Annotated in this window: 19 protein-coding genes and 1 tRNA gene; 8 read left to right on the top strand and 12 right to left on the bottom strand. The window is 65.6% G+C overall.

Annotated elements, in window-relative coordinates; genetic code table 11:
* Positions 1-19: 19 nt before the first annotated feature.
* Genes mnhG through NG696_RS13420 form a run of 6 tightly spaced genes read right to left on the bottom strand, consistent with a single transcriptional unit; the run spans position 20 to position 6,487 of the window.
* Positions 20-442, bottom strand: coding sequence for a monovalent cation/H(+) antiporter subunit G (mnhG, locus tag NG696_RS13445; RefSeq protein ID WP_252568652.1), 423 nt, complete (start codon positions 440-442; stop codon positions 20-22).
* A complete protein-coding gene (locus NG696_RS13440; RefSeq protein WP_252568653.1) occupies positions 432-710 on the bottom strand; it encodes an MrpF/PhaF family protein in 279 nt (92 codons plus the stop codon). Before NG696_RS13440 ends, mnhG begins: the two co-directional genes overlap by 11 nt.
* Positions 707-1,252, bottom strand: a complete 546-nt coding sequence (locus NG696_RS13435; protein WP_252568654.1) for a Na+/H+ antiporter subunit E — start codon at positions 1,250-1,252, stop codon at positions 707-709. Before NG696_RS13435 ends, NG696_RS13440 begins: the two co-directional genes overlap by 4 nt.
* Positions 1,249-2,856 carry a Na+/H+ antiporter subunit D gene (locus tag NG696_RS13430; protein ID WP_252568655.1) on the bottom strand — a complete coding sequence of 536 codons (1,608 nt, stop codon included), beginning with the start codon at positions 2,854-2,856 and terminating at the stop codon, positions 1,249-1,251. Before NG696_RS13430 ends, NG696_RS13435 begins: the two co-directional genes overlap by 4 nt.
* On the bottom strand, positions 2,853-3,446 hold the full coding sequence (locus NG696_RS13425; RefSeq protein ID WP_252575766.1) for a Na(+)/H(+) antiporter subunit C: 594 nt from the start codon (positions 3,444-3,446) through the stop codon (positions 2,853-2,855). Before NG696_RS13425 ends, NG696_RS13430 begins: the two co-directional genes overlap by 4 nt.
* Positions 3,443-6,487 carry a Na+/H+ antiporter subunit A gene (locus NG696_RS13420; RefSeq protein ID WP_252568657.1) on the bottom strand — a complete coding sequence of 1,015 codons (3,045 nt, stop codon included), beginning with the start codon at positions 6,485-6,487 and terminating at the stop codon, positions 3,443-3,445. Before NG696_RS13420 ends, NG696_RS13425 begins: the two co-directional genes overlap by 4 nt.
* 193 nt (positions 6,488-6,680) lie before the next feature.
* On the opposite strand from NG696_RS13420, the gene NG696_RS13415 reads away from it, so the two are divergent.
* The 3 genes from NG696_RS13415 (at position 6,681) to NG696_RS13405 (ending at position 9,878) form a co-directional block, all read left to right on the top strand.
* Positions 6,681-8,084 carry an MFS transporter gene (locus tag NG696_RS13415; protein ID WP_252575764.1) on the top strand — a complete coding sequence of 468 codons (1,404 nt, stop codon included), beginning with the start codon at positions 6,681-6,683 and terminating at the stop codon, positions 8,082-8,084.
* A 124-nt stretch (positions 8,085-8,208) separates the two neighbouring features.
* A complete protein-coding gene (locus tag NG696_RS13410) occupies positions 8,209-8,691 on the top strand; it encodes a cation:proton antiporter regulatory subunit (RefSeq protein WP_056341364.1) in 483 nt (160 codons plus the stop codon).
* A 5-nt stretch (positions 8,692-8,696) separates the two neighbouring features.
* On the top strand, positions 8,697-9,878 hold the full coding sequence (locus NG696_RS13405; protein ID WP_252575763.1) for a cation:proton antiporter: 1,182 nt from the start codon (positions 8,697-8,699) through the stop codon (positions 9,876-9,878).
* Between the two features lie 34 nt (positions 9,879-9,912).
* Here NG696_RS13405 and dcd read toward each other — a convergent pair whose 3' ends face one another.
* On the bottom strand, positions 9,913-10,488 hold the full coding sequence (dcd, locus tag NG696_RS13400; RefSeq protein ID WP_104063269.1) for a dCTP deaminase: 576 nt from the start codon (positions 10,486-10,488) through the stop codon (positions 9,913-9,915).
* A 138-nt stretch (positions 10,489-10,626) separates the two neighbouring features.
* Here dcd and NG696_RS13395 point away from each other — a divergent pair, with 138 nt between their 5' ends.
* Positions 10,627-12,342: a CAP domain-containing protein gene (locus NG696_RS13395; protein ID WP_308291973.1), complete on the top strand. Its 1,716-nt coding sequence runs from the start codon at positions 10,627-10,629 to the stop codon at positions 12,340-12,342.
* Positions 12,343-12,344: 2 nt separating this feature from the next.
* Here the strand turns inward: NG696_RS13395 and NG696_RS13390 are convergent, their stop codons facing one another.
* Positions 12,345-12,788, bottom strand: coding sequence for an SRPBCC family protein (locus NG696_RS13390; protein WP_252568661.1), 444 nt, complete (start codon positions 12,786-12,788; stop codon positions 12,345-12,347).
* 252 nt (positions 12,789-13,040) lie between these two features.
* Here NG696_RS13390 and NG696_RS13385 point away from each other — a divergent pair.
* Positions 13,041-13,114: transfer RNA gene (locus NG696_RS13385), tRNA-Gly, on the top strand.
* A gap of 25 nt (positions 13,115-13,139) precedes the next feature.
* On the opposite strand, the gene NG696_RS13380 is transcribed toward NG696_RS13385, so the two are convergent.
* Positions 13,140-13,517 (bottom strand): hypothetical protein, encoded by a 378-nt coding sequence (locus tag NG696_RS13380; RefSeq protein WP_252568662.1) that lies wholly within the window; start codon positions 13,515-13,517, stop codon positions 13,140-13,142.
* A gap of 199 nt (positions 13,518-13,716) precedes the next feature.
* On the opposite strand from NG696_RS13380, the gene NG696_RS13375 reads away from it, so the two are divergent.
* Together NG696_RS13375 and NG696_RS13370 are read left to right on the top strand one after the other, a co-directional pair.
* On the top strand, positions 13,717-13,854 hold the full coding sequence (locus tag NG696_RS13375) for a hypothetical protein (RefSeq protein ID WP_167349828.1): 138 nt from the start codon (positions 13,717-13,719) through the stop codon (positions 13,852-13,854).
* A complete protein-coding gene (locus NG696_RS13370) occupies positions 13,851-15,005 on the top strand; it encodes a N(5)-(carboxyethyl)ornithine synthase (RefSeq protein WP_252568663.1) in 1,155 nt (384 codons plus the stop codon). The genes NG696_RS13375 and NG696_RS13370 overlap by 4 nt, the downstream gene beginning before the upstream one ends.
* 41 nt (positions 15,006-15,046) lie before the next feature.
* Here the strand turns inward: NG696_RS13370 and NG696_RS13365 are convergent, their stop codons facing one another.
* Positions 15,047-16,435, bottom strand: coding sequence for an MFS transporter (locus tag NG696_RS13365; RefSeq protein WP_252568664.1), 1,389 nt, complete (start codon positions 16,433-16,435; stop codon positions 15,047-15,049).
* A gap of 162 nt (positions 16,436-16,597) precedes the next feature.
* On the opposite strand from NG696_RS13365, the gene NG696_RS13360 reads away from it, so the two are divergent.
* Complete coding sequence (locus NG696_RS13360; RefSeq protein ID WP_056341377.1) at positions 16,598-17,452, top strand: LysR family transcriptional regulator; 855 nt, start codon at positions 16,598-16,600, stop codon at positions 17,450-17,452.
* 599 nt (positions 17,453-18,051) lie between these two features.
* Here the strand turns inward: NG696_RS13360 and NG696_RS13355 are convergent.
* Both NG696_RS13355 and NG696_RS13350 read right to left on the bottom strand, forming a co-directional pair.
* Positions 18,052-21,531, bottom strand: coding sequence for a proline dehydrogenase family protein (locus tag NG696_RS13355; protein WP_252568665.1), 3,480 nt, complete (start codon positions 21,529-21,531; stop codon positions 18,052-18,054).
* Positions 21,532-21,922: 391 nt separating this feature from the next.
* A complete protein-coding gene (locus NG696_RS13350) occupies positions 21,923-23,386 on the bottom strand; it encodes an amino acid permease (RefSeq protein ID WP_252568666.1) in 1,464 nt (487 codons plus the stop codon).
* Positions 23,387-23,439 lie beyond the last annotated feature (53 nt).

The raw sequence follows: 23,439 nt of genomic DNA, 5'->3' as shown, positions 1-23,439 counted from the left end.
GCAGGCCGGCGGCTGACGCTCAGTCCCGCCGGCCGCCGTCGGACGCTTCATCCCTGGAGGACTCATCCCGGGCGGATCGCGCCGCCTGCTGAACCACGGCATCGAGTTCATCGGAGCTGAGCAGCTCCCGGTGCAGGTGTTTGGTCCGGTAACCGGCGCGGCCCACCATATGGGCGGAAACCGGCACCGTCAGCAGCTGGAAAATCCAGGCCACCAGCAGCACCGGCCACACCCACCAGGTGCGCAGCTGCAGGCCGATGGCCGCCAGGAGCAGGAACAGCCCCAGCACCTGGGGCTTGGTGGCTGCATGCATGCGGCTCAGCAGGTCCGGGAAGCGGAGCAGGCCTACGGCGGCGGCGAGCGACATCAGGGCACCCAGCACCAGGAACACCGCCGACACGGTATCGATGACGTTATCAACCACGCTGGCCTCAGGATTCATTGGCTTGCTCTCGCCGGTCGGCCACGAAGCGCGCAACGGTCACCGAGCCGATGAAACCGACGATGGACAGCGCCACCAGCAGCATCAGGTTGTTCAGGTGCCGGTTGACGGCCATGTCGATGCACAGGGCCGCACCGAGGATCGCAAGCAGGACGTCGGAGGCCAGCACCCTGTCCAGCAGCGAGGGGCCGCGGGCAATCCTGATGATGGCGCCCGCCGCAGCCAGCGAAAGAATGACTGCCGTGACAGCCAGGACGGTCTGCATCATGCTGCGGCCTCCTGCCGGATTGCTTCGAGTTCTTCGCGGGTGCCCATGATCCTGATCAGGCCCGCTTCGATGGAGCGGACTTCCTTGCGCAGGCTTTCCACGTCCTCGGCACTGCTGACGTTGAGCGCGTGGAGATACAGGGTGGACGTTGAACGGTCCACTTCCACCACCAGGGAGCCCGGGATCAGTGAGATCACGTGCCCCACGGCGGTGACCATCAGGTCCTGATGGCTGCGCAGCGGGACAGCCACGACGGCGTTGATGACCCGCGGGCCGCGGACAGCCGCCAGATACATGACCTCGACGCTGGCTGCCACCACCCTGCCCAGGAAACGCAGGGCAAATGGCACGGCGTGAAGAATGTTGAAGCGGCCGCTGAGCTCTACCGGCGGCAGGTAGAACATCCGGGCCACGAGCACAGCCAGCAACGCGCCGAAGAGCAGGTTGCCGGGGCTGAAGTCCTGCCACAGGGCGGCCCAGACAATCACCAGCCATACCAGCAGGGGCAGTTCCTGGCGCAGGGAAATCCGCCGGCGGCTCATTTGCCCCCTCCGTTTTTCAATGCGAGCGGGGGAACCTGCGTGTCCTCGCCCAGCACGGCCTGGATGTAGGCGGACCGGTCCAGCATTTCTTGGGCGGCCTGGTCCGCGACTTTGAACAGCGGGCCGGCGAAGACCGTGAGTGACACGCCCAGGACCACCAGGCCCAGGGTTGAGCCCACCATGGTGCGGGGCAGCAGCGTGACGTTTTTGCGGCCGGCACGGCTGCCGGTATCCGAATCCTCGGGCTCAGCCAGCAGGACGGGGTCCGGGTGCTCTGCGTCCGAGGGCTTGCGCCAGAATGCGCGGTTCCAGACCCTCGCGACGGCCAGCAGGGTCAGGAGGCTGGTGACCACGCCGCCGATCACCAGGGCGTAGGCCAGGGGCGTGCCCAGTTCGATGCCCGCCTGGATGAGCCCCACTTTCCCCAGGAAACCGGAGAACGGCGGGATCCCGGCAAGGTTCATTGCGGGGATAAAGAAGAGCAGGGCCAGGATGGGTGACAGCTTGGCGAGGCCTGCCAGCCGGTCCACGGAGGAGCTGCCGCCGCGGCGCTCGATCAGGCCCGTGACCAGGAAGAGGCTGGTCTGGATGGTGATGTGGTGGGCCACGTAGAACACGGCGGCTCCCAGCCCGGCCACCGAGGACATCGCCAGGCCGAACACCATGTAGCCGATGTGGCTGACCAGGGTGAAGGACAACAGACGTTTGATGTCGCTCTGGGCCAGGGCGCCAAGGATTCCCACCACCATGGTCAGCAGCGCCGCCACCATCAGCGGAGTGTTCAGGCTGTCCCCGGGGAAGAGCAGGGTTTCAGTGCGCACCATTGCGTACACACCGACTTTGGTCAGCAGTCCGGCGAACACGGCAGTGACCGGCGCCGGCGCCGTGGGGTAGGAGTCAGGCAGCCAGAACGAGAGCGGGAACACGGCCGCCTTGATGCCGAAGGCCACCAGCAGCATCACGTGCAGCAGGGTCTGGGTTCCCTCGTCCAGGTCCGCGAGCTTGATGGCGAGGTCGGCCATGTTCACGGTTCCGGTGGCGCCGTAGACCATCGCGATGGAGATCAGGAACAGCACCGAGGACACCACGGAAACCACCACGTAGGTGACGCCAGCGCGGATGCGGGGGCCGGTTCCGCCAAGTGTCATCAGCACATAGCTTGCCGTCAGCAGGATCTCGAAGCCGACGTACAGGTTGAACAGGTCCCCGGACAGGAACGCGTTGGACACGCCGGCCACCAGGATCAGGTAGGTGGGGTGGAAGATTGACACCGGCGCGTCCTGGTCGCCGTCGGCCATGCCCTGCCCGGTGGCGTAGACCAGCACAGCGAGGCTGATAGCCGACGACACCACGAGCATGAGGGACGAGAACTGGTCCACTACCATCGTGATGCCCCACGGCGGCAGCCAGCCACCGATGGTCACGGCGGCCGTTCCGCCGTCCCACATGGAGGCCAGCAGCAGGCACTCCAGCAGAAGCGTCAGGGACAGCACGCCGATGCTGACCGCGCGCTGGGCGCGGGAGCGCCGGATCAGCAGGAAGGCCAGGGCGGCACCGAGGATGGGAAGTACGACGGCGAGCGGGGCAAAGCTTGCGATGTTCACTTCACACCTCCTTCGGGACCAGGGGTTACGTTCCGCGAGCCGGGTTGCTCTTCAGCGGCGGCATCCGCGGCAGGAATCTCCTTGGCACCGGCCGTGACGGAATCACCGGCCCCTTCCGGGCCGTCCGCCGTCGAGGGGTGGTCCGAGACGGTGCTTCCGTCGCCGCCAAGCATGGTCAGGGGAAACTCGGAAGTCTCGGCCGGGATCGGCGCGTCGTCCTCCGCGTCGAAGCGGGGGGTCTCGGCGACGCGGAGGTCCTCGACGTCGTCCTGGATCTCGTCCTGGCGGGCCAGGACCCACGTGCGGTAGATGATGCCGAGCATAAAGGCCGTCACGGCGAAGGAGATCACGATCGACGTGAGGATCAGAGCCTGCGGCAGCGGGTCCGCGTACTCGTGCGCGCCGGTGTCCTTGTTGTACAGGGGCGCCAGGCCGGCATAGCCGCCGGTGGCCAGGATCAGTAGGTTGGTGGCGTTGGCCAGCAGCATCAGCCCGAGCAGCACCCGGGTGAGGCTGCGTTCCAGGATCAGGTAGATGCCGCACGCATAAAGTGCACCCATCACGGTCAGCAGGGTCAGGTTGACGCTCATCCTTGGCCCTTCGCGGTGCTTTCGGCGGGGACGCCCACAAGTTCCTGCACCTGGGCAGTCGCAGGGGCGTCGTCGTCTGGCGAGTCTTCGGCAGGCGCAGTTCTCTGCTCTTCGAAGTGTTCGTCGATCTCGGAGCCCAGGCTGCGGAGGACGTCCAGCACCAGGCCGATCACCACGATGTACACGCCGATGTCGAAGATGGTGGACGTGACGAACTTGATGTCCCCGAACACCGGAAGCCAGAGTTCAATGATGGCGGTCTGGAATACCTGGCCGCCCAGCAGCAGCGGCACCACACCGGACGCCGCCGCAGTAGCGAGCCCGATCCCCAGCAGCGTTCCGGCGCCGACGGGCGTGGCCTCGCGCAGTTCGAACCGGCCGCCGGCCAGGTAGCGGATGGCCAGGGCAAGTCCGGCAGTCAGGCCGCCGGCGAAGCCGCCGCCGGGCAGGTTGTGGCCAGCTAGGAGGAGGTAAAGCGAGAAGATGATCAGGGAGTGGAAGATCAGCCGCGTGACCACTTCAAAGATGATGGAACGCCGTTCCGGTGCCAGTGTGCGCCCCGCCACGATCCAGGCATCCCGGGCGGAGGCGGCGAATTTGCGGCTGATGGCCAGGGCCGCGGCTTCCCGCGACCCGGGATCCACTGCGACCTGCCGGCCGACGCTGCCCTCGGCAATGGTTTCAGAGACCCGGGTCCGGTCGCCGCGGCCGCGGACGAAGATGAGGCTGGCAACACCTGTGGCGGCCAGGGCCAGGACGGATATTTCACCGAAGGTGTCCCAGGCCCGGATGTCCACCAGGGTCACGTTGACGATGTTCAGCCCGCCGCCGCCTTCATAGGCGAGGCGCGGGAACTCCAGGGACACCGGGACGGCCACCCGGGCGCCCATGGCGTGGATGGCGGCGAAGACCATGGTGACTCCGAAAGCCGCCCCGATGATCACGCGGATCACACGGTACTTGCCGCCGGTGCGGTCCCGGAGTTCGGCCGGCAGGCTGCGCATGGCCAGGACAAAGGCCACCAGGATAATGGTTTCCACGAGTACCTGCGTGAGAGCCAGGTCCGGTGCGCCCTGGAGCGCGAACATCAGGGCGATCCCATAGCCGGTCACCGACACCATCAGCACGGCCAGGAACCGCTTGTTGGCCTTGACCGCGGCCAGCGCGCCGATCACAATTCCCGCCCCGACCACGGGCTGCAGCGGCGAGTAGGGATCGATGAAGTACAGGTTGTCCGGAAGCGGCTTGCCCGCCAGCACCATGGCTGTCAGCGGCAGCGCAAACGCCATCGTGAGGATCACGGCGAGGTAGAAGTACAGGGAACCACGCTGGGTGCGGCCCGTAATCCAGACCGCGGTGTCGTCCAGGGCGCCGATGGTGAGCTGGTACATGCGGTCGCCGTCGATCCAGCCGGGAACGCGGGACTGTACGCGGGCCACCAGGTTCCGTCCGAAGTACATCGCCAGGCCCAGGGCAAACGTGAGGGCGGTCAGTCCCAGGGCGGGGGTGAAACCGTGCCACAGCGCAAGGTGGCCGGCCTGCTCGGCCGGTGTGCCGGCGTCGGACGCGGTGGAGGCGAACAGCGCGGCGTAGGGCTGGACCCAGGCGTCCACCGACGCCGGCCAGAGGCCGTAGACGATGCTGAGGACGCTGAGGACGGCCGGGGCCGCCAGGAAGGAAGGCTTGACCGCCTTGAACGTTGTCCGCTCAATCCCGGGCTTCACCGCGAACGCTCCCCACATAAAGCGTGCGCTGTAGGCGAACGTGAGAATGGACCCGAGGACGATGCCCACGAGCACCACCATGCTCCAGGCATCGCCGCCGGAAGCGTGGTGGACAAAGGCTTCCAGGACTGATTCCTTGGCCACAAATCCGGCGAGCAGCGGGACGCCGGCCATCGAGGCGGCACCGATGCCGGCCACAATTCCGAGCGCCCGGGACTGCCGGAACACGCCGGACAGCTGGCGCACATCGCGGGTACCGGCCTGGTGGTCGATGATGCCCACCACCAGGAACAGGGTGGCCTTGAACAATCCGTGGGCGAGAAGCATCGCGAGGCCGGCGAGGGCCGCGTCCGGAGTGCCCAGCCCCACCACCATGGTCAGGAAACCCAGCTGGCTGACGGTGCCGTAGGCCAGGATGAGTTTGATGTCGGTCTGCCGGAGCGCCCGGTAGCCGCCAACCAGCATGGTGGCCAGGCCCAGGCCCAGCACAATGGACTGCCAGTAGGCGGTGTCGGAAAATCCCGGGGCAAGCCGCGCCACCAGGTAGATCCCGGCCTTCACCATAGCCGCGGCGTGGAGGTACGCGCTCACCGGAGTGGGGGCCGCCATGGCTCCCGGAAGCCAGAAGTGGAAAGGAACCAGCGCGGACTTGCTGATGGCGCCCGCCAGGATAAGTACGACGGCGGCGGCAACGATTGCGCCGGAAGGTCCGCTTATCAGCGTGGGAGCCTGAGCCAGGATCGCCGAGATCCGGTACGTGCCGGCACTGTGGCCCAGCATAATCAGGCCCACCAGCATGGCCAGCCCGCCCGCTGTGGTTACCATCAAAGCTTGCAGCGCAGAACGGCGGGCCGCCAGCCTGGTGCGGGCGAAGCCGATCAGCAGGTAGGACAGGATGGTGGTGAGTTCCCAGAAAATGAACATCAGAAGAAGATCGTCAGCGATCACCAGGCCGAACATCACTCCCGCGAAGGCGAGCAACTGGGCGCCGAAGCCTCCGAGGTCCTGGTCCTTGAGGCTGAAGTATCGCGCGCAATAGACGAGCACCAAGGCGCCGATGCCCAGGATAAGGAGCGACATCACCCAGGCAAGGGGATCGAGCCGGAAGGCGAATTCAAGATCCAGCCCGGGAATCCACGGGAAGACCTCCGAGACCGCGCCGGCGTCCGAGTACACGGCGCCGTGCTGGAAGAGCAGCCAGACAAAGGAAGCAGAGGGCACAGCGGCCAGCGAATAAAAAGCGTTGCGACCCCACGCCCTGAAGAGAAACGGCGCCACGGCAGCCACCGCAAAATGCACGGCAAGGACTGTGATCACTGGTATCTCCGCAACGTCAGGGATTCGATTGTCAAAAAGTTAGGGCAGGCGGTCATTCGTCAGGTTCGGTGGCCACAGTTTATCAAGGCACCACTGACACTTTTCCCGCCCCGGACCGCGGGTCCCTGGAATTTCCCGGGTGTCCGGCGTACCATCACCGCGATGTTCGCCAGGGGCGGATACGATTCAGCCTATGAACACCGCCAGCGCTCCTGAGGCCATGCAGCCGTCATCGGAACTCGCGTCCGGAACCCAGGCCACCGGCAAGGGCCGAGTCCTCGCCTGGGCCGCCTGGGACTGGGGATCTGCGGCCTTCAACGCGGTCATGACCACCTTCGTTTTCACCGTCTACCTCACCTCCAATGCCTTCGGCGGCGAAGACCAGGCTTCGGCCGTTCTTGGCGGTGCACTGGCCATTGCGGGGATCGCCATCGCGCTGCTCGCTCCTGTGACCGGGCAGCGCTCGGACAACGGCGGGCGCCGCAAACTGTGGCTGGGGGTCAACACGGCCGCCGTCGCCATCCTGACGGGCCTGTGCTTCTTTGTGTTCCCGCGGCCGGAGTTCCTGCTCCTGGGCGTTTCCCTGATCGCGCTGGGGAATGTGTTCTTTGAGTTCGCCGGCGTCAACTACAACGCCATGCTGGCCCAGATCTCCACCCCGAAAAACATCGGCAAGGTCAGCGGATTCGGCTGGGGCATGGGCTACCTGGGCGGCATCGTGGCGCTGCTGATTGTGCTGCAGCTGTTTGTGCAGCCGAGCTTCGACTGGTTCGGCGCCTCCACCGAAGACAGCCTGAACATCCGGCTGGTGGCCGTGTTCTCCGCCCTGTGGTTCTTCATCTTTGCCCTGCCGGTACTGTTCGCCGTCCCGGAACTGCCGCGGCCGGAGCGGGCCCAACCCTTGGGTTTCCTGGCCTCCTACCGCCTGCTGATCCGCCGGATCAAGGCCATCTACGCCACCAGCCCGCACACCATTTACTTCCTCCTGGCCAGCGCAGTGTTCCGGGACGGCCTCGCGGCCGTGTTCACCTTCGGCGGGATCATCGCGGCTGGCACGTTTGGCTTCGAATTGTCCGAGGTCATCTTCTTTGCCATCTTCGGCAATGTGGTGGCGGCCGTGGGCGCCGTCATCGGCGGGTTCCTGGACGACCGCGTGGGGCCCAAGGCCGTGATCATGGGTTCCCTCGTGGGGCTGCTGATCGCCGGGACCATGATCCTGGTCCTCGGCAACGAAAACTACATCTTCTTTGGCACGGCGTGGGCCGGCAGCACCACTTTCTGGGTCTTCGGGCTGTTCTTGTGCCTGTTTGTGGGGCCTGCCCAGTCCTCGTCGCGGGCTTACCTGGCCCGGCTGGCACCCCACGGCGAGTCCGGTGAACTGTTTGGCCTCTACGCCACCACCGGCCGTGCCGTCAGCTTCCTGGCTCCGGCGCTGTTCACCCTGTGCATCACGCTGGCCACTCCCCTGGTTGCGCCCGGCGAGGCCCAGCGCTGGGGAATCCTGGGCATCATGGTGGTGCTGCTCGCCGGCCTGCTGGTCCTGCTGCCGGTGAAGTCGCCGGACAAGACCGCCATCGCCGTCGTTCCAGTCTCCTAGCGCGAACAGCCACTTAAGCCCCACCCCCTTGAAGCGTGTGTGTGCGCCGAGGGCCGCAAGTGTCCGCTCGCGCCGCCTTGCGCACCCCCGCCCGAAACCGGCCTGCAAAGACTAGGCTGGTGGTATGAACGTGGACGAGACTGACCTCCCCGGCCTGGGCCGGCGGAAGGACTTCATGACGACTTCCGGCCGCCGCATCGGCGTCGTGGAGCTGCGCGAGGGCACGATGGAACTCATCGTTTCCACTTGGGACGATCCCGACACCTGCCAGGCGTCGATTCCCCTGACCGGCGATGAGGCCGCCACCCTGGGTAACCTCCTGGGCGGGCAGCACCTTGCCATGAAGCTGACTGAAGAGCACCGGGAGATCCCGGGCATCGTGACCCGGCAGTTCTCCATCGCTCCGGAATCCCCGTTCCAGAACCAGCCCATGGGGAAGGCCTGCATCCGCACCCGCTGCGGAGTCTCGATCGTGGCGATCATGCGTGAAGGCGAAGTGCTCCCGTCGCCGGGACCCGACGTCGTACTTCACTCCGGTGACCTCCTCGTTGCAGTTGGAACGCAAGAAGGCCTCGATTCGGCGGCCGACATCCTGCGCAACGGCTGAGCGTCATGGACCCGCTGGCCCTGACCCTCATTGAACTGGGGGCCGTTGTGTTCTGCCTCGGCCTCCTGGCCAGGCTGGCCGGACGGATCGGAATGTCACCCATACCGCTCTACCTCGTTGGCGGACTCGCCTTCGGCGCAGGCGGCGTGGTCAAGCTCGAAGGTATGCAGGAATTCGCACATCTCTCCGGCGAAATCGGCGTGATCCTGCTGCTGCTTATGCTCGGTTTGGAATATACGGCTGCCGAGCTTTTCACCGGTCTGCGCAGGTCCTGGCAGGCCGGTGTTCTTGACCTGGCGCTGAATTTCATCCCCGGCGCGGCACTGGCGCTCCTGCTCGGCTGGGGAACGGTGGGCGCCATGGTTATGGGCGGCGTCACGTACATATCGTCCTCAGGGATCGCTGCCAAGGTCATCACGGACCTGGGCCGGATCGGTAACCGCGAGACCCCCGTGGTGCTGTCCATCCTGGTGTTCGAGGACCTGGCCATGGCTGTGTACCTGCCCATCCTCACCGCCACCCTCGCGGGTGTGAGCTTCCTGGGCGGGCTCACCACGGTAGCAATCTCGCTGGCGGTGGTCACCGTCGTCTTAATGGTGGCGCTGCGGCACGGCCACCGTGTATCAAAAGCGGTGCACAGCGAAAACTCCGAAGTATTCCTGCTCAACCTGCTCGGTGCCGCACTGCTGGTAGCCGGCGTCGCGTCCGCCCTGCAGGTTTCGGCCGCAGTGGGCGCGTTTATGTTGGGCATCGCGATCTCGGGGGCTACCGCCCACAGCGCCACCCGGATCCTGGAACCGCTGCGGGATCTCTTTGCGGCCATCTTCTTTGTGGCCTTCGGGCTCAACACAGACCCGTCGACCATCCCGCCGGTACTCGGCTGGGCTCTGATCCTGGCGGCCATCACTGCCACTACCAAGATGCTCACGGGCATCTGGGCTGCCAAGCGGGCCGGAATTGCACGCCCGGGCCGCTTCCGTGCAGGCGCCGCCCTGATAGCCCGCGGCGAGTTCTCCATCGTTATCGCCGGCCTGGCCGTGGCGTCAGGCGTGGTCCCGGACGAGCTCGCCGCCCTGGCAACCGCCTACGTGCTGATCATGGCCATCCTCGGGCCGCTGGCCGCGCGCTATGTGGAACCGGCGCTCAAGGCGTTCGGCGGGCCGGTCCGGTTGGCCGCGAAGGCGTAGCTAGCCACGCTCCTCACCCCTCGATGGAAAAGGCTCAGACCTCGGTGCGGTGGAAGTTCAGGTGGCTGCGGCTGGCTGTCGGCCCGCGCTGGCCCTGGTAGCGGTTGCCGTATTCACCGGAGCCGTAAGGGAACTCGGCAGCAGAGGTCAGACGGAAGAAGCACAGCTGGCCGATCTTCATGCCGGGCCAGAGCTTGATGGGCAGCGTGGCCATGTTGGACAGCTCCAGCGTGACGTGGCCGGAAAATCCCGGATCAATGAACCCGGCCGTGGAGTGCGTCAGCAGGCCCAAACGGCCCAGGGAGGACTTGCCTTCCAACCGCGCAGCAATGTCGTCCGGCAACGTGACGGCCTCGTAGGTGGAACCCAGGACAAACTCGCCAGGGTGCAGGATGAACGGCTCACCGCTCTCCACCTCCACCAGCCGCGTCAGCTCGGGCTGCTCTTCGGCGGGGTCGATATGCGCGTACTTATGGTTGTCGAAAAGTCGGAAAAACCGGTCGATCCGCACGTCCACGGAGGATGGCTGGACCATCGCGGGATCGTACGGTTCGAGGACGATCCGTTGGGTGTCTAGTTCGGCACGAATGTCGCGGTCAGAGATCAGCACCGTCCCAAATTACTATGCGTTGTCCACAGCGCACACTTTTTCGTTGTTGCTGTCACCTAGTGGGGCTAATGTTGCCTCAGTATGTCAGCCGCCGGATGGTCTCCCGGTTGGTACAACTGAACTGATCTTGGGTTGGTTTTGAATAAATTTGCGGCGCCCGCCGTTGTGGCGATGTTGTGCGCGCTCGCCCTCGCGTCCCCGGCCGCCGGCATGTATTCCGGCCCGCCGGCGAATGCGCCGTCAGTCCAGGCAGGTGCCTTTGGACCGCGCACGGTCACGTTGGGACCGTCGGGAACAGCGGACGACGGCGGCGGGGCCGACGCGGATACCGGTACGGGTTCCCCGCTCGCCCCAGCCGTGGAACCGGTGATCACACCGGCGTCACCCGCCGGAGAAGGCACGTCAGAGACCGCAGCGGCGCCGCCGGCAACGACGGTGGCTGCACCCGAGACCACCACGTCCGAACCAATCGCGCCCGAGCCGCCCTCCCTGCCACCCCTTTGGGCCCCCGAAACCGAACTGGCCCACAACAAGACCGCGGCTCCCACCGCTCCAGCCCCCGCAACGGAATCCCTCACTACCGAATCCCTTGGCACCGAGGCCCTGGTGCCGGACAGCAACACGGCCGCCATCCTCACGGTTTTCAACGAAATCAACAATTACAGGGCGGCCAACAGCCTGGCCCCGGTCAAGTACCACCCCACCGTGGCCGGCATGGCGCAGGAATGGTCCGACAGCATCGCGTCCCGGGAAGTTATTGAGCACCGCGCCAGTTTCTGGACCGACCCCCGTGCCCTGAACCCGACCAGCGCCGGTGAGGTCATTGCCATCCGCACGGACCGCAACGCGGCGCAGCTGGTGGAGTGGTGGAAAACCTCGCCCGGCCATAACGCCATGCTGCTCGATCCGCGCTTCAACGTCATGGGCGCCGGGATCTCCTACACGAACAGCCTGTACACCATCTGGGGCGTGGTGAACTTCTTCGGCTACACCACCCTGCCCGCCGGCACCGTCACGTCGCCCGGGGGCAGCTCCGCCGGCGGAGGCGCTTTCCCCGCCCCGGCGCCCACCCTCTGCGATCCGGCCGTCAAACACATGCCGCCCTCGCTGGATTTGAGCAGCGCGGCGATCAACAGTGCCGCTGATCTGGTGACCATCAACGCCTCAGGCCAGCTCATCAACCGCCCCTCCACAGGGAACAGGACCTTTGGTGCTGCCAAGGTCATCGGCTCCGGTTTCGGAACGGCCAAGGAAGTGTTCACCACGGACTGGGACCGCGACGGCGCCTATGACCTCCTGACGCAGTGGAACGACGGCCGGCTGACGCTTCATCCTGGCTCTGCCGGCGGAGGGTTTGGAACCCTCGTCACGCTGGGTCAGTCTGGCTGGGCGACGTTGACGCTGGCCGTCGGCGGCTGGTGCGCCAACAACCGGCTCCCCCAGCTGGTCGCCCTGGAGGGCACCAACCTCTATCTCTACCCGAACGTCGGCCTGGCCGACGTGTCCTCACGCACCCTCATGGCGACCGACATGACGGCCAGGAAGCTGAGCATGGTGGATTATGACGCCGACGGATTCCAGGACATCCTCGCAATTAAGTCCGACGGCGGTGTACAGCTTTACCGTGGAGCTGGCACGCCGGCGCCACGCGTCGAAGCCCGGCTCACCGTCGCCACCGGCTGGACTGATGTCACCGGGATCCGTCCGCTGCGGGATGTGACAGCCCTGAACTCCACGGGAGTGGCACTGCGCCGGGCCAATGACGTGGTGCAGTACTGGAACCTGAGCACCGGAACGCTGGCGTCGCCGTCGAACATCACCGGAAGCTGGGCGGGCCAGCGGCTGGCGCAGTAGCCTCAGGCGGCCGTCCGTACCTCCAGGACATCTTTGAGCCGTGCGAGCTGGGACACTTCGGCCTTAATGGTGCGCTGGATGCCGGTGTTCATCAGGCCCAGGAGCCCTTTGGGCTGGTATTCGAGGGCGAACCTGACCCGGGTTCCGGCCGGTTCGCTGCTGAGGTAGTACCCGCCGGTGGGCTGCGACGGTCCGGAGATCACACGGAACTGGATCTCGGCGCCCGGCCTGGCCTGCGTTATTTCGAAGTCGGCGGGGATTGTCCGTCCTGACCGGCCCGTGGTTGTCTGCCGGTACACAGCGCCCTTGGTCCCGGCGGCACCGGACATCAAGCCGATGCTGCGGATGCCCTTGCGCCATAGGGGAAGGTTCATTCCGTCCACCAGGAACGCGTACACGGTCATTGCGTCGCACCGGATAAGCACCTCGTGCTCTGCAAATGCCATGGAAGTCCTTAGTTAGCGGCTGGTCAGGTGGTAGCCCGCCCCACCCCCATGACACCGCAGCTAACGGGTTCAGAGTAGCCACTCGGCCCGCCCCGGACCTAGCCACCGACGGAGCCGTTATTGAAGAGTTACTGGATGACGCGGCGGGTAGCAGCCACCCCGGCGGACACGGGCCCAGTGCGTGGTCACGGTTGCTGGCGCGGGATCGCATCTGCGCTAAGCTAAGTTCTGCCCCGTTCAAAATGGGGCGATGCGGCTGTAGCTCAATGGTAGAGCGCTAGCTTCCCAAGCTTGATACGCGGGTCCGATTCCCGTCAGCCGCTCCAATGATTCTGGCCTCCGCAGCGATTCCTAGCTGCTGCGGGCTTTCCTGACGTCCCGTTCCACGGCCTTCTTCAGCGCCGCCAGCCGGGCCGCTTCCTGTTTCCGGTAGGCGCCCTCCTTGGCCCCGGAAAACATGCGCCCCATTCCTCTTGGAGCGTACTGCGCGGTCACGGTCAGCCGGGTACTGTCCGCCACCGGGTACACCACACAGGAACAGGTGATGGTTTCGGTGCGCGTTTCGTGTGTTTCGGTCCAGGACCGCTCCGCCACCAGGTCCTCGAAATGCAGCGCCACGCCCTCCTGGCCGGGAACTGCCGAGCGGGCCTGCGCATCCACACAGAACGCATAGACCTCCGGCCGTCCGCAGGGGATCAGGATGGTGCTTTCAATCGTGATGGTTCCCATGATGCTGTTCCCGTACCTCCGCAGGCTTGCCTGGCACAGTGCCCAGAGCGTCATTTTCACACCGGCAACGCGCCGGCACAATGACCGGCGCGCCGGCGCGTCGACTCCCACTCCATACGGCCATCACCCGGTGGCCGTTAGGCCCAGCCGTGTATCGTCAGAAGTCAGGAACCTCTTCGGTTCCGCTACAGGAGCAATCATGGCTGACAAGTCCCCGCGTCAAGCAGCATCCAAAAAAGCCGGCAAGTCCATCAAGGAAAAGCGCGCCGACAAGCGGGCCGCCGGAGCGCCGGCCACCTCCCTGGACATCACGTCCAAGGCCGCAAAAAAGAAGTGAGTGGCCAACAGAGCCACCTGACCTTGGGCGTCCTGGCATCCACCCGGAAACCGGACGAACGCCGCCTCCCCATCCACCCCCTGCATTTCGAGCGGATCGCTCCGGAACTACGCCAGCGCATCATCCTGGAGCAGGGCTATGGTGAGCGCTTCGGCGTCTCGGATGACCAGCTCTCAACCCTCGTGGGCAAAATGGCCACCAAGGAAGCGCTGCTGGCGGAGGCCGACGTCGTACTCCTGCCCAAACCGCAGCCGGAGGACCTCGCGGAACTGCGCGACGGCCAGATCCTTTGGGGCTGGCCGCACTGTGTCCAGGACCGCGCCATCACCCAGCTGGCCATCGACAAGAAGCTCACGCTCATCGCCTTCGAAGCGATGAACCACTGGGCGAGCGACGGCGGATTCGGGCTTCACGTCTTCCACAAAAACAACGAGCTGGCCGGCTACTGCTCGGTGCTTCATGCGCTCTCGCTCACCGGCTCCACGGGTGACTACGGCCGCCGGCTCAGTGCCGTGGTGATCGGCTTCGGCGCGACCGCCCGCGGCGCCGTGACCGCGCTGAACGCGCACGGCATCCATGACGTGCAGGTGCTGACCAACCGCGGAGTTGCGGCCGTTGGCGCCCCGATCCACTCGGTGAACATCGTCCAGTTTGATCACGACGACAAGGCCCCCTTCCTGAGCCAGGTCATCACCGAGCGGGGCCGCGTTCCGCTGGCGCCGTTCCTGGCCGAAAGCGACATCGTGGTCAACTGCACGCTGCAGGACCCGAACAATCCGCTGACGTACTTGCGGGCTGAGGACCTCGCGGCGTTCAGCCCGGGCAGCCTCGTGGTCGACGTGTCATGCGACGAGGGCATGGGCTTCAGCTGGGCGCGGTCCACCACGTTCGCCGAACCGATGTTTACCATCGGCGACCACATCAACTATTACGCGGTGGACCACAGCCCGTCCTACCTCTGGAATTCCTCCAGCTGGGAGATCAGCCAGGCCCTGCTGCCGTTCCTTGAGACGGTCATCGGCGGCCCCGCGGAGTGGGACGGGAACGAAACCATTTCCCGCGCCATCGAAATCCGCGAGGGCGTGGTCCTCAACAAGGACGTGCTGGAGTTCCAGCGGCGCGAGGCCGACTACCCGCACCTGCCCTCTTAACCAGCCCCCCCGTGGGGCCGCGGCCACTACGCCGCGGCCCTTTACGCCGCGGCCACTCGGCTGACGATCCGCATTGGGTGGCGGCGGTCCTTGAGGTCCACCCTGAGCGCCAGCGCGCCTTTTCGGGCCAGGACGACGGCGACAGTCACCGCGGCGAGCGACGGCACCCCTCCGGACACCATGAGTGCCACGTGCGGGTCCACGTGCTCGGCGATCCAGCCGAGCATGGGCCCGCCGATGGCCTGGCCACCGATCAGCACCATGATGTACAGGCTCATGACCCGGCCCCGGATGCCCATGTTGGAGCTGATCTGGACGAGCTGGTTGGAGCCGGTGAGGAACATCAGGCACCAGAATCCGGACAGGACCATCACCACGCTGAACCAGAGCATGGACGGCGCCAGCGCGGCCAGGCACAGCATCAGGCCGTACATTCCGGCGCAGAACACCACCGAGCGGAGCCGCAGCTGGCGGCGCCGCGTGGACGCGACAGCACCGGCCAACGCCCCCAATGCCACCAGGGCGTTCAGCAGGCCATAGCCGCCGGCGCCGACGTCGAACACGTGGTCCGCGAACGCGGCAAGCAGGACCGGCAGGCTCATGGCGAACACGGAGATGAAGCCGGCCATCAGCCATGGCCAGTAGATGGTGGGCTTGCTGAGCGCGTACTGCAGTCCTTCGCGCAGCATGCCCTTCTTCTTGGGCGCGGGAGCGCTGACGAACAGCTGGTCCTTGCGCAGGAGCAGCAGCATGGCCACCGTGGAGCAGCAGGCCAGCGCATTCGCGGCGAAGGCCCAGCCGGCGCCGACAGCGGTGAGCAGCAGTCCCGCCAGTGCCGGACCGATCAGCCCGCCCAGCTGGAACGTGGTGGAGTTGACGCTGATGGCGTTCCGGAGGTACCTGGGGCCCACCAGTTCGTTGACGAACACCTGGCGCGCGGGCTGATCCAGTACGGTGACCAGGCCCAGCAGCAGCGCGATGACGTACACGTGCCACACTTCGATGGCGCCGGTCAGGGCAAGCACGGCGAGCGCTGCCGCGAGGACCGCGGCGAGGCTCTGGCACAGGATGAGGATCCGGCGCTTGGCGAACCGGTCCGCCATCATGCCGCCCCACGGCCCCAACAGCAGCGACGGCATGAACTGCAGGGCCACGGTGATGCCCACGGCGGTGACGGAACCGGACAGTTCCAGCACCAGCCAGTCCTGGGCGATCCGCTGCATCCAGAGGGCGACGACGGCGACAAAGTGCCCGATCGCGAAGATGCGGAAATTGGGGACTTTCAGGGAGATAAACGTGTGCCGCCAGGGGAGGTGTTCACTGACGACGGCGATGGGTTGGGTCTGGGCGGAGGCGGCGGTAGCGGACGCGGAGGCGGAGTCGATGACGGGCTGGCTGACGGTTGCCGACGTTGGCGGTGGGGGTGCCACAGGGATGTCCTCAGGGAAGCGGGCGGACTGGGATGCTTCCCACGCTAGGCTGGTTCCAGATGATTATGCAGCCCTATCGCGACTATAACTGCCATTGCAAAGCGTAATGTCCACCCACGCTGACGTGGGTGGACAGTCAGCCCGCAGCCAAAGGAGTCCACTGTGTACGAACCCACCCAGCTCCGTTCCTTCCTGGCCGTGGCCGAGACGCTCAGCTTCACCAAGGCCGCGGAGCGCCTGGGCCTGGCACAGCCGACCGTCAGCCAGCATGTCCGCAAGCTGGAGACGGCGGCGAAGCGCATCCTCATCAGCAGGGACACCCGTGATGTCCGGCTCACGGACAACGGTGACGCGATGGCCGGCTTCGCCCGCACCATCCTTTCGGCCCACGATGCCGCCACACGCTACTTTTCCGGCTCGGCCATGCGGGGCCGGCTGCGGTTCGGCACGGCGGACGACCTGGCCATCACCGGTCTCCCCCGGATCCTTCGGGAGTTCCGCCAGGTCTATCCACAGATCAACCTTGAGCTCACCGTTGGCCAGAGCGACCAGCTGTATAAGAAACTCAATGCTGGCCAGCTGGACCTGGTGTTTGTGAAGTGGGTGGCGGGCGTCAAAGACGGCACCGTGGTCCAGCACGATACCTTTTCCTGGGTGGGGCTGGAGCAGACGTCACTGGAGCCCGGGCATCCCGTACCCCTGATCTCCTACCCCTCCCCCAGCCTCAGCCGGAAATTGGCCATCGATGCACTGGAATCAAGCGGCCGGACCTGGCGGATCACGTGCACTACCCGGCAGATCAGTGGCGTCCTGGCGGCACTCAGGGCAGGCATCGGCGTGGCTGTGATGCCGACATCGCTGGTTCCCGAAGACCTCAAGATCATCACCCGCCGGTTCGACCTGCCTCCAGTGGGCGATGTGGATTTCACCCTGATCCGTAACCCGCTGGCCAACGCCGAAGTGATCGATGCGCTGACCCAGACCATCGTCGGGCGGACGCTCAAGAAGTCGGTTTGACCGAATTTGCCGCAGGAATCAGGGCTGGAAACGAACCATTGAAGTAAAAGCCCGCCTCGCCTATGCTGGTATATCCATGGGTCAAGCAGTGGCCGGTTCAACACTACGAGTGCGCCATGCAGCCCATGATGCGGCCGCACTCGGGATAGGCAGCCAATGACGACAGCCGAGAACACCCATTTACACACTGTATATACCCAGCGACATAGCACTGCACGGCCGCTGGTCACGCATCATTCCAGCCATAACGCCGGTATTTCGCGGGCCGCCGAGTACATCGGCAAGCCCACGTGCGACAAATGTGGCACGGATGAATTCATCTATCTCGAGTCCTACATTCCACCGGTTTACCGGCGTGACGGGGCGGTCAGGACACTGGGCGAAGTCGCCTACACCTGCACCCGTTGCGAAGATTTCTCCGCCCACAATGTTCCGGCATCGTGGACTCCCCCAGGCTGGTATCTGGGCTGATTACCTACGGTCTCCAGGCTCGCCGAGCGCAGCCACCGGATAACTACTCAACTATTCAATAGCGAAGGCCCGGCACCCGCCCCGATGGCGGCCACCGGGCCTTTCGTTTTGTTGGGTTCCGGTCCGCCCTAGATCAGCTCATCGGAGAGATGGTTCGGGGTGCCGAAGCGGTGGGCCGTGATGCTGATGGCCTGCTCGTGCAAGAACGGCAGCAGCTCTACCCGTCCGGCTTCGGTGACCGCGTGGGCGTAGATCGCCAGGTCAGGACGCCCGTCCGTGGCCTCGGCGAGGGCGGTGGCGTCGCCGCCGATGAGCCGGATCCGCGCGCCGGACAGTTTGCCCGCCGCGGCGAGGCGTGCCGCCGAAGCCAGCCAGCCGGCGTCGGACTCCACAGTGACCGTGATGTCCAGCCCGGTGAGCACGGCGCGCAGCTGGGCGGGAAGTTCGACGGCGGTGGACACGGTCAGTGCCGAGCCGGCCAGGACACCGGCCGCCACGGTCCGCGCGAGGTGGGCCAGCGGGGCACCTTCGGAGAGCCGCACGGTGACCGGCAGCGCGCGATAGCGGAAGATGTTCCGTTCCGCGCTCAGGCCGGAAACGTCCTTGGCGGTGCCGAACTCGTGGGCCCAGGCCTGTGCGTCAGACCCCAGCGAGCGCTGCAGCCACTCAAGCCCGATCGGATCCAGGGCCTCTGCGGCGGCGTTCAGAATGCGGCCCACGCCCGCGTTTGTGACGGCGGCCGAGGCTGACGCTTCGGCACTGACCCAGTCGCCGAGACCGGCGAGGTAGTTGGGTCCGCCGGCCTTGGTTCCGGCGCCGACGGCGGATTTCTTCCAGCCGCCGAAGGGCTGGCGCTGCACGATGGCGCCGGTGATGCCGCGGTTCACGTACAGGTTGCCGGCCTGGATGGAGTCCAGCCAGGTGCCGAGCTCGTCCGGGTTCAGGGAGTGCAGGCCGGCGGTGAGTCCGTACTCGATCTGGTTCTGGATGGCGATGGCCTCTTCGAGCGTGTCAGCGGCCATGACGCCGAGGACCGGTCCGAAGAATTCGGTGAGGTGGAAGTATGATCCGCGGCGGACGCCGTAGCGCACGCCGGGGCTCCACAGGCGGCCGGTTTCGTCGAGCTTCTTCGGTTCCACAGCCCAGGTTTCGCCTTCGCCCAGGGTGGTGAGGGCGTTCAGGAGCTTGCCGTTGGCGGGCTCGATAATGGGGCCCATCTGGCTGGTGGGGTCCTGCGGGTAACCCACCTTCAGCGAGGTCACGGCGTCGACCAGCTGGTTGTGGAAACGCTTCGATTTGGCCACCGATCCCACCAGAATCACCAGGGACGCGGCGGAGCACTTCTGGCCGGCGTGGCCGAACGCGGAGTACGCCACGTCCTTGGCGGCCAGGTCCAGGTCCGCACTCGGGGTGACGATGATGGCGTTTTTACCGCTCGTCTCGGCCAGCAGCGGCAGGTCCTTCCGGAAGGAGCGGAAGAGTTCGGCGGTCTCGTAGCCGCCCGTCAGGATCACGCGGTCCACGGCGGGGTGGGAGATCAGCTGCTGGCCGAGTTCACGCTCGCCGAGCTGGACCATGGTCAGCACGTCGCGCGGCACGCCGGCTTCCCAGAGCGCTTCGATCATCACGGCACCGCTGCGGCGGGCCTGCTTGGCGGGTTTGATCACGACGGCGGAGCCGGCGGCGAGTGCCGCGAGGGTGGACCCTGCCGGGATGGCCACCGGGAAGTTCCACGGCGGGGTCACCACGGTGAGTTTGGCCGGGACGAACGTGGCGCCGTCGACCTTTTCCAGCTTCCGGGCAGACTCGGCATAGTAGTGCGCGAAGTCCACCGCTTCGCTGACCTCCGGATCGCCCTGGTCGATGGTTTTGCCGGTTTCGCTGGCCATGACCTCCAGGAGGTCGGCGCGGCGGGCTTCGAGGACGTCGCCGGCGCGGTGCAGGATCTCGGCGCGCTCGTCGCCGGTCAGGGCGCCCCAGGCCTTGCCCTTCTCGACGGCGGTGGCGATGACGGCGTTCAGGGTGTCCGCGTCACTGATGGTTGCGGCCCCGACGGCGGCGTTGCCCAGAGTGGAGGACGGGACGCGGTCCAGGATGGCCCGGCCCCAGTTGCGGTTGGCGGGCAGCGACGGGTCGGTGTCCGGGGTGTTCGCGAACGTGTCACGCGGCAGGGGCTGCGGCGGGAGGCTGCGGTTCTGCTGCCGGTTGGCCGGGGGGACCTCGTCGTCGAGCGTGTCCAGGGAGGCGAGGAAGCGCTGCTTCTCGCGCTCGAACAGCACTTCGTTTTCACTGAGCTCAAACACGGCGGACATGAAGTTGTCCTGGCTGGCGCCCTCTTCGAGGCGGCGGATCAGGTAGGCGATGGCGACGTCGAACTCGGCCGGGTGCACCACCGGCGTGTAGAGCAGGAGCGAGCCGACGTCCTTCTTGACCGCTTCGGCCTGGCCCTGCGCCATGCCCAGCAGCATCTCGAATTCGATGCCGGACTCCACGCCGCGCTGCTTCGCGAGCAGCCAGGCGAAGGCGATGTCGAAGAGGTTGTGGCCGGCCACGCCGATCCGGACGTTGTTGATCCGGTCTGGGTGCAGCGAGTAGTTGATGACGCGCTTGTAGTTGGTGTCCGAGTCCTGCTTGGTGTGCCAGGTGGCCAGCGGCCAGTCATGCAGCGAGGATTCCACCTGTTCCATGGGCAAGTTGGCGCCCTTGACCACGCGGACCTTGATCGCGGCGCCGCCGTTGGCGCGGCGTTCGGCGGCCCAGTCCTGCAGGCGGATCATGGCGGAAAGGGCGTCGGGCAGGTAGGCCTGCAGCACGATGCCGGCCTCCAGGTTCTTGAACTCGGGCTTGTCCAGGATCCGGGTGAAGACCGCGATGGTCATGTCCAGGTCCTTGTATTCCTCCATGTCCAGGTTGATGAACTTGGCGTTCTTCCCCTCACCGGCGAAGGACGCGGCTTTGGTGAACAGCGGCGTGAGCTTCTCGACGACGTGCTCCACGGCCTCGTCGAACGCCCAGGCGGAATGCGGGGCCACGGTGGAGGAAACCTTGATGGAGACGTAGTCCACGTCCGGGCGGGCCAGGAGTGTGTGGGTTCCCGCGAGCCGCCGGGATGCCTCGTGCTCGCCCAGGACGGCCTCGCCGAGGAGGTTCACGTTGAGCTTGATGCCGTCCTTGCGGATCTTGGCGATGGCCGGGCCCAGCTTGGCGTCGGTGGCGTCGACGATCAGGTGGCCCACCATTTCGCGGAGCACGCGGCGGGCGATCGGGATGACCACCTGGGGCAGGACCGGGGCCATGGTGCCGCCGAGCCGGATGGCGCTGCGCATGTACCAGGGCAGGAACGCCGGGACCTTTGGCGCGAGGGCAGTCAGGTTGCGGGCAGCGACGTGCAGGTCTTCGGGACGAACCACGCCGTCCACAAAGCCAACGGTGAAGTCCAGGCCGTTCGGGTCCTTCAGCACACCGGCGAGCTGCTCGGCCGAGGCATCAACAGGAACTTTCGAAGCCTCGGTCAGCCAGCGGCGCACCAAGGTGATGGTGTCCGCCGCGAGGGCACGGGCCTGCGGGACGTCTGTCTGTCCGGTGGCTTCCGTTGCAGTGTGAGTCATGGTTTGCTCGTTCTTTCCTTGGTGTGGAAGGGGTCTTATCCATCAGTATGAGCTTGCAGTCACATAAGATAAAGCGATGTTTTCTAAGCGATACAGGTTAGGAAAACCAACGGTTCAAAATCCCGTCCGAACGGTCAGGAAATCCCCTGTTTTTGCGCAACCCTCTCTCACTTCCTGCGCACTTTTCCACGACCCTCTCTCAATTCCTGCAGTTCTTGGGCACGCTCTCGCACTCAATGAAAAACGTCCAGTAACGGACGAACCCTCCCCCACAGGATGTGAGAGAGGGTTCGTCATTCGCGCCCCGAAAGTGAGAGAGCGTTTGGTAAAAACCTGCAGGAAGTGAGAGAGCGTCCGGGGTGGGGCGGGTGGACGCCCGGGAGGCCGGGGGTCAGCTGAGGGGGCGGTGCATCTCCACGGCTTCCTCGTGGCGCGGGCTGTCCGGGTTCATCAGGGAGTGCTTGCGGCCGTAGAAGAAGTAGATGGCCAGGCCGATGACGAGCCAGACACCGAACCGCGCCCAGGTCTCCCAGTGCAGCTGGAACATGAGGAAGGCGGACGCCAGCACACCGAAGGCCGGAATAACGGGCATCAGCGGCAGGCGGAAGGTGCGCGGGGCGTCCGGCTTCTTGTAGCGGAACACGATCACGGCGAAGCAGACGACGACGAACGCGGCCAGGATGCCAATGTTCGTGAGGTCCGCGACGGCCTTGATGGGGAACACGCCGGCCAGCAGGGCGGAGGCGACGCCGGCAATCCAGGTAACGCGCTGCGGGGTTCCGTGCCGGTCCGTCTTGGCGAACCAGCCTGGCAGCAGGCCATCGCGGCTCATGGAGAACCAGACACGCGTGACGCCCAGGAGGAAGGTCAGCATCACCGTGAGGATGGAGAGGACGGCGAAAACAGAAATGATGGTGGCGATGACGGGCAGGCCCACACTGGTGAAGGCGGAAGCAAATCCGGCCTTGGGATCGATGTCCTGGTAGTTCTGCATGCCGGTCAGGACGAGGGTGGCCGCGACGTAGAGCAGCATGGCAATGATCAGCGACAGGATGATGGCCTTCGGCATGTGCTTCTTGCCGTCGGTTGCCTCTTCCGCCGCGGTACTCATGGCGTCGTACCCGAACACCGCGAAGAAGACGGTGGCGGAACCGGCCAGGACCGGCCCAAAGCCGCTGGGCATAAACGGGTTGTAGTTGTTGGTGTCGATGTAGAAAACACCGAGGCCGATAATGAACAGGATCAGGACAACCTTGACGGCAACGGCCACCAGTTCGAACCGGCCGAATGCTTTCGTCCCGCGGGAGAGGATCCAGGTCACCAGAAGACAGACCAGGATGGCGGGAAGGTTCACAATGCCGCCCTTGCCCTCATCCGGCGTTGACGTCATCCAGATAGGCATATGGATGCCGATTCCGGACAGGAAGGCGTCGAAGTAGCCCGAGATACCGATGGCCACCACGGCAACAATGGCGATGTACTCCAGCAGCAGGTCCCAGCCGATGAACCATCCAATCACCTCACCCAGAGCAACGTAGCCGTAGGTGTAGGCGGAGCCAGCCCTGGGGATCATGCCGGCGAACTCTGCGTAGGACAGTGCTGCCGCCGCCGATGCCAGGCCGGCGATCAGGAAGGAGAAGAGCACCGCGGGCCCCACGCCCGGTGCATCTTCGCTGCCTGCCGCCACCAGCCCTGCCAGGGAGAAGATGCCGACGCCGATAATGCCGCCGACACCGATGGCGGTGAGCTGCCAGAGGCCGAGGGACTTGAAAAGCCCGCTGTGCTTGTTCTCCACTTCAATGTCGTCGATGGGCTTGCGCCTCATGATCGATTGGGTCATGTCTTTAGTGCTCATCAGGAACTCCTGCTTGGGGTGCGACCCCGTCGCGGCGCCCTGTGAACGGACTG

The organism is Pseudarthrobacter cellobiosi, assembly GCF_023913755.1.
Classification (GTDB): Bacteria; Actinomycetota; Actinomycetes; order Actinomycetales; family Micrococcaceae; genus Arthrobacter; species Arthrobacter cellobiosi.
This window is presented reverse-complemented; position numbering and strand designations above follow the sequence as displayed.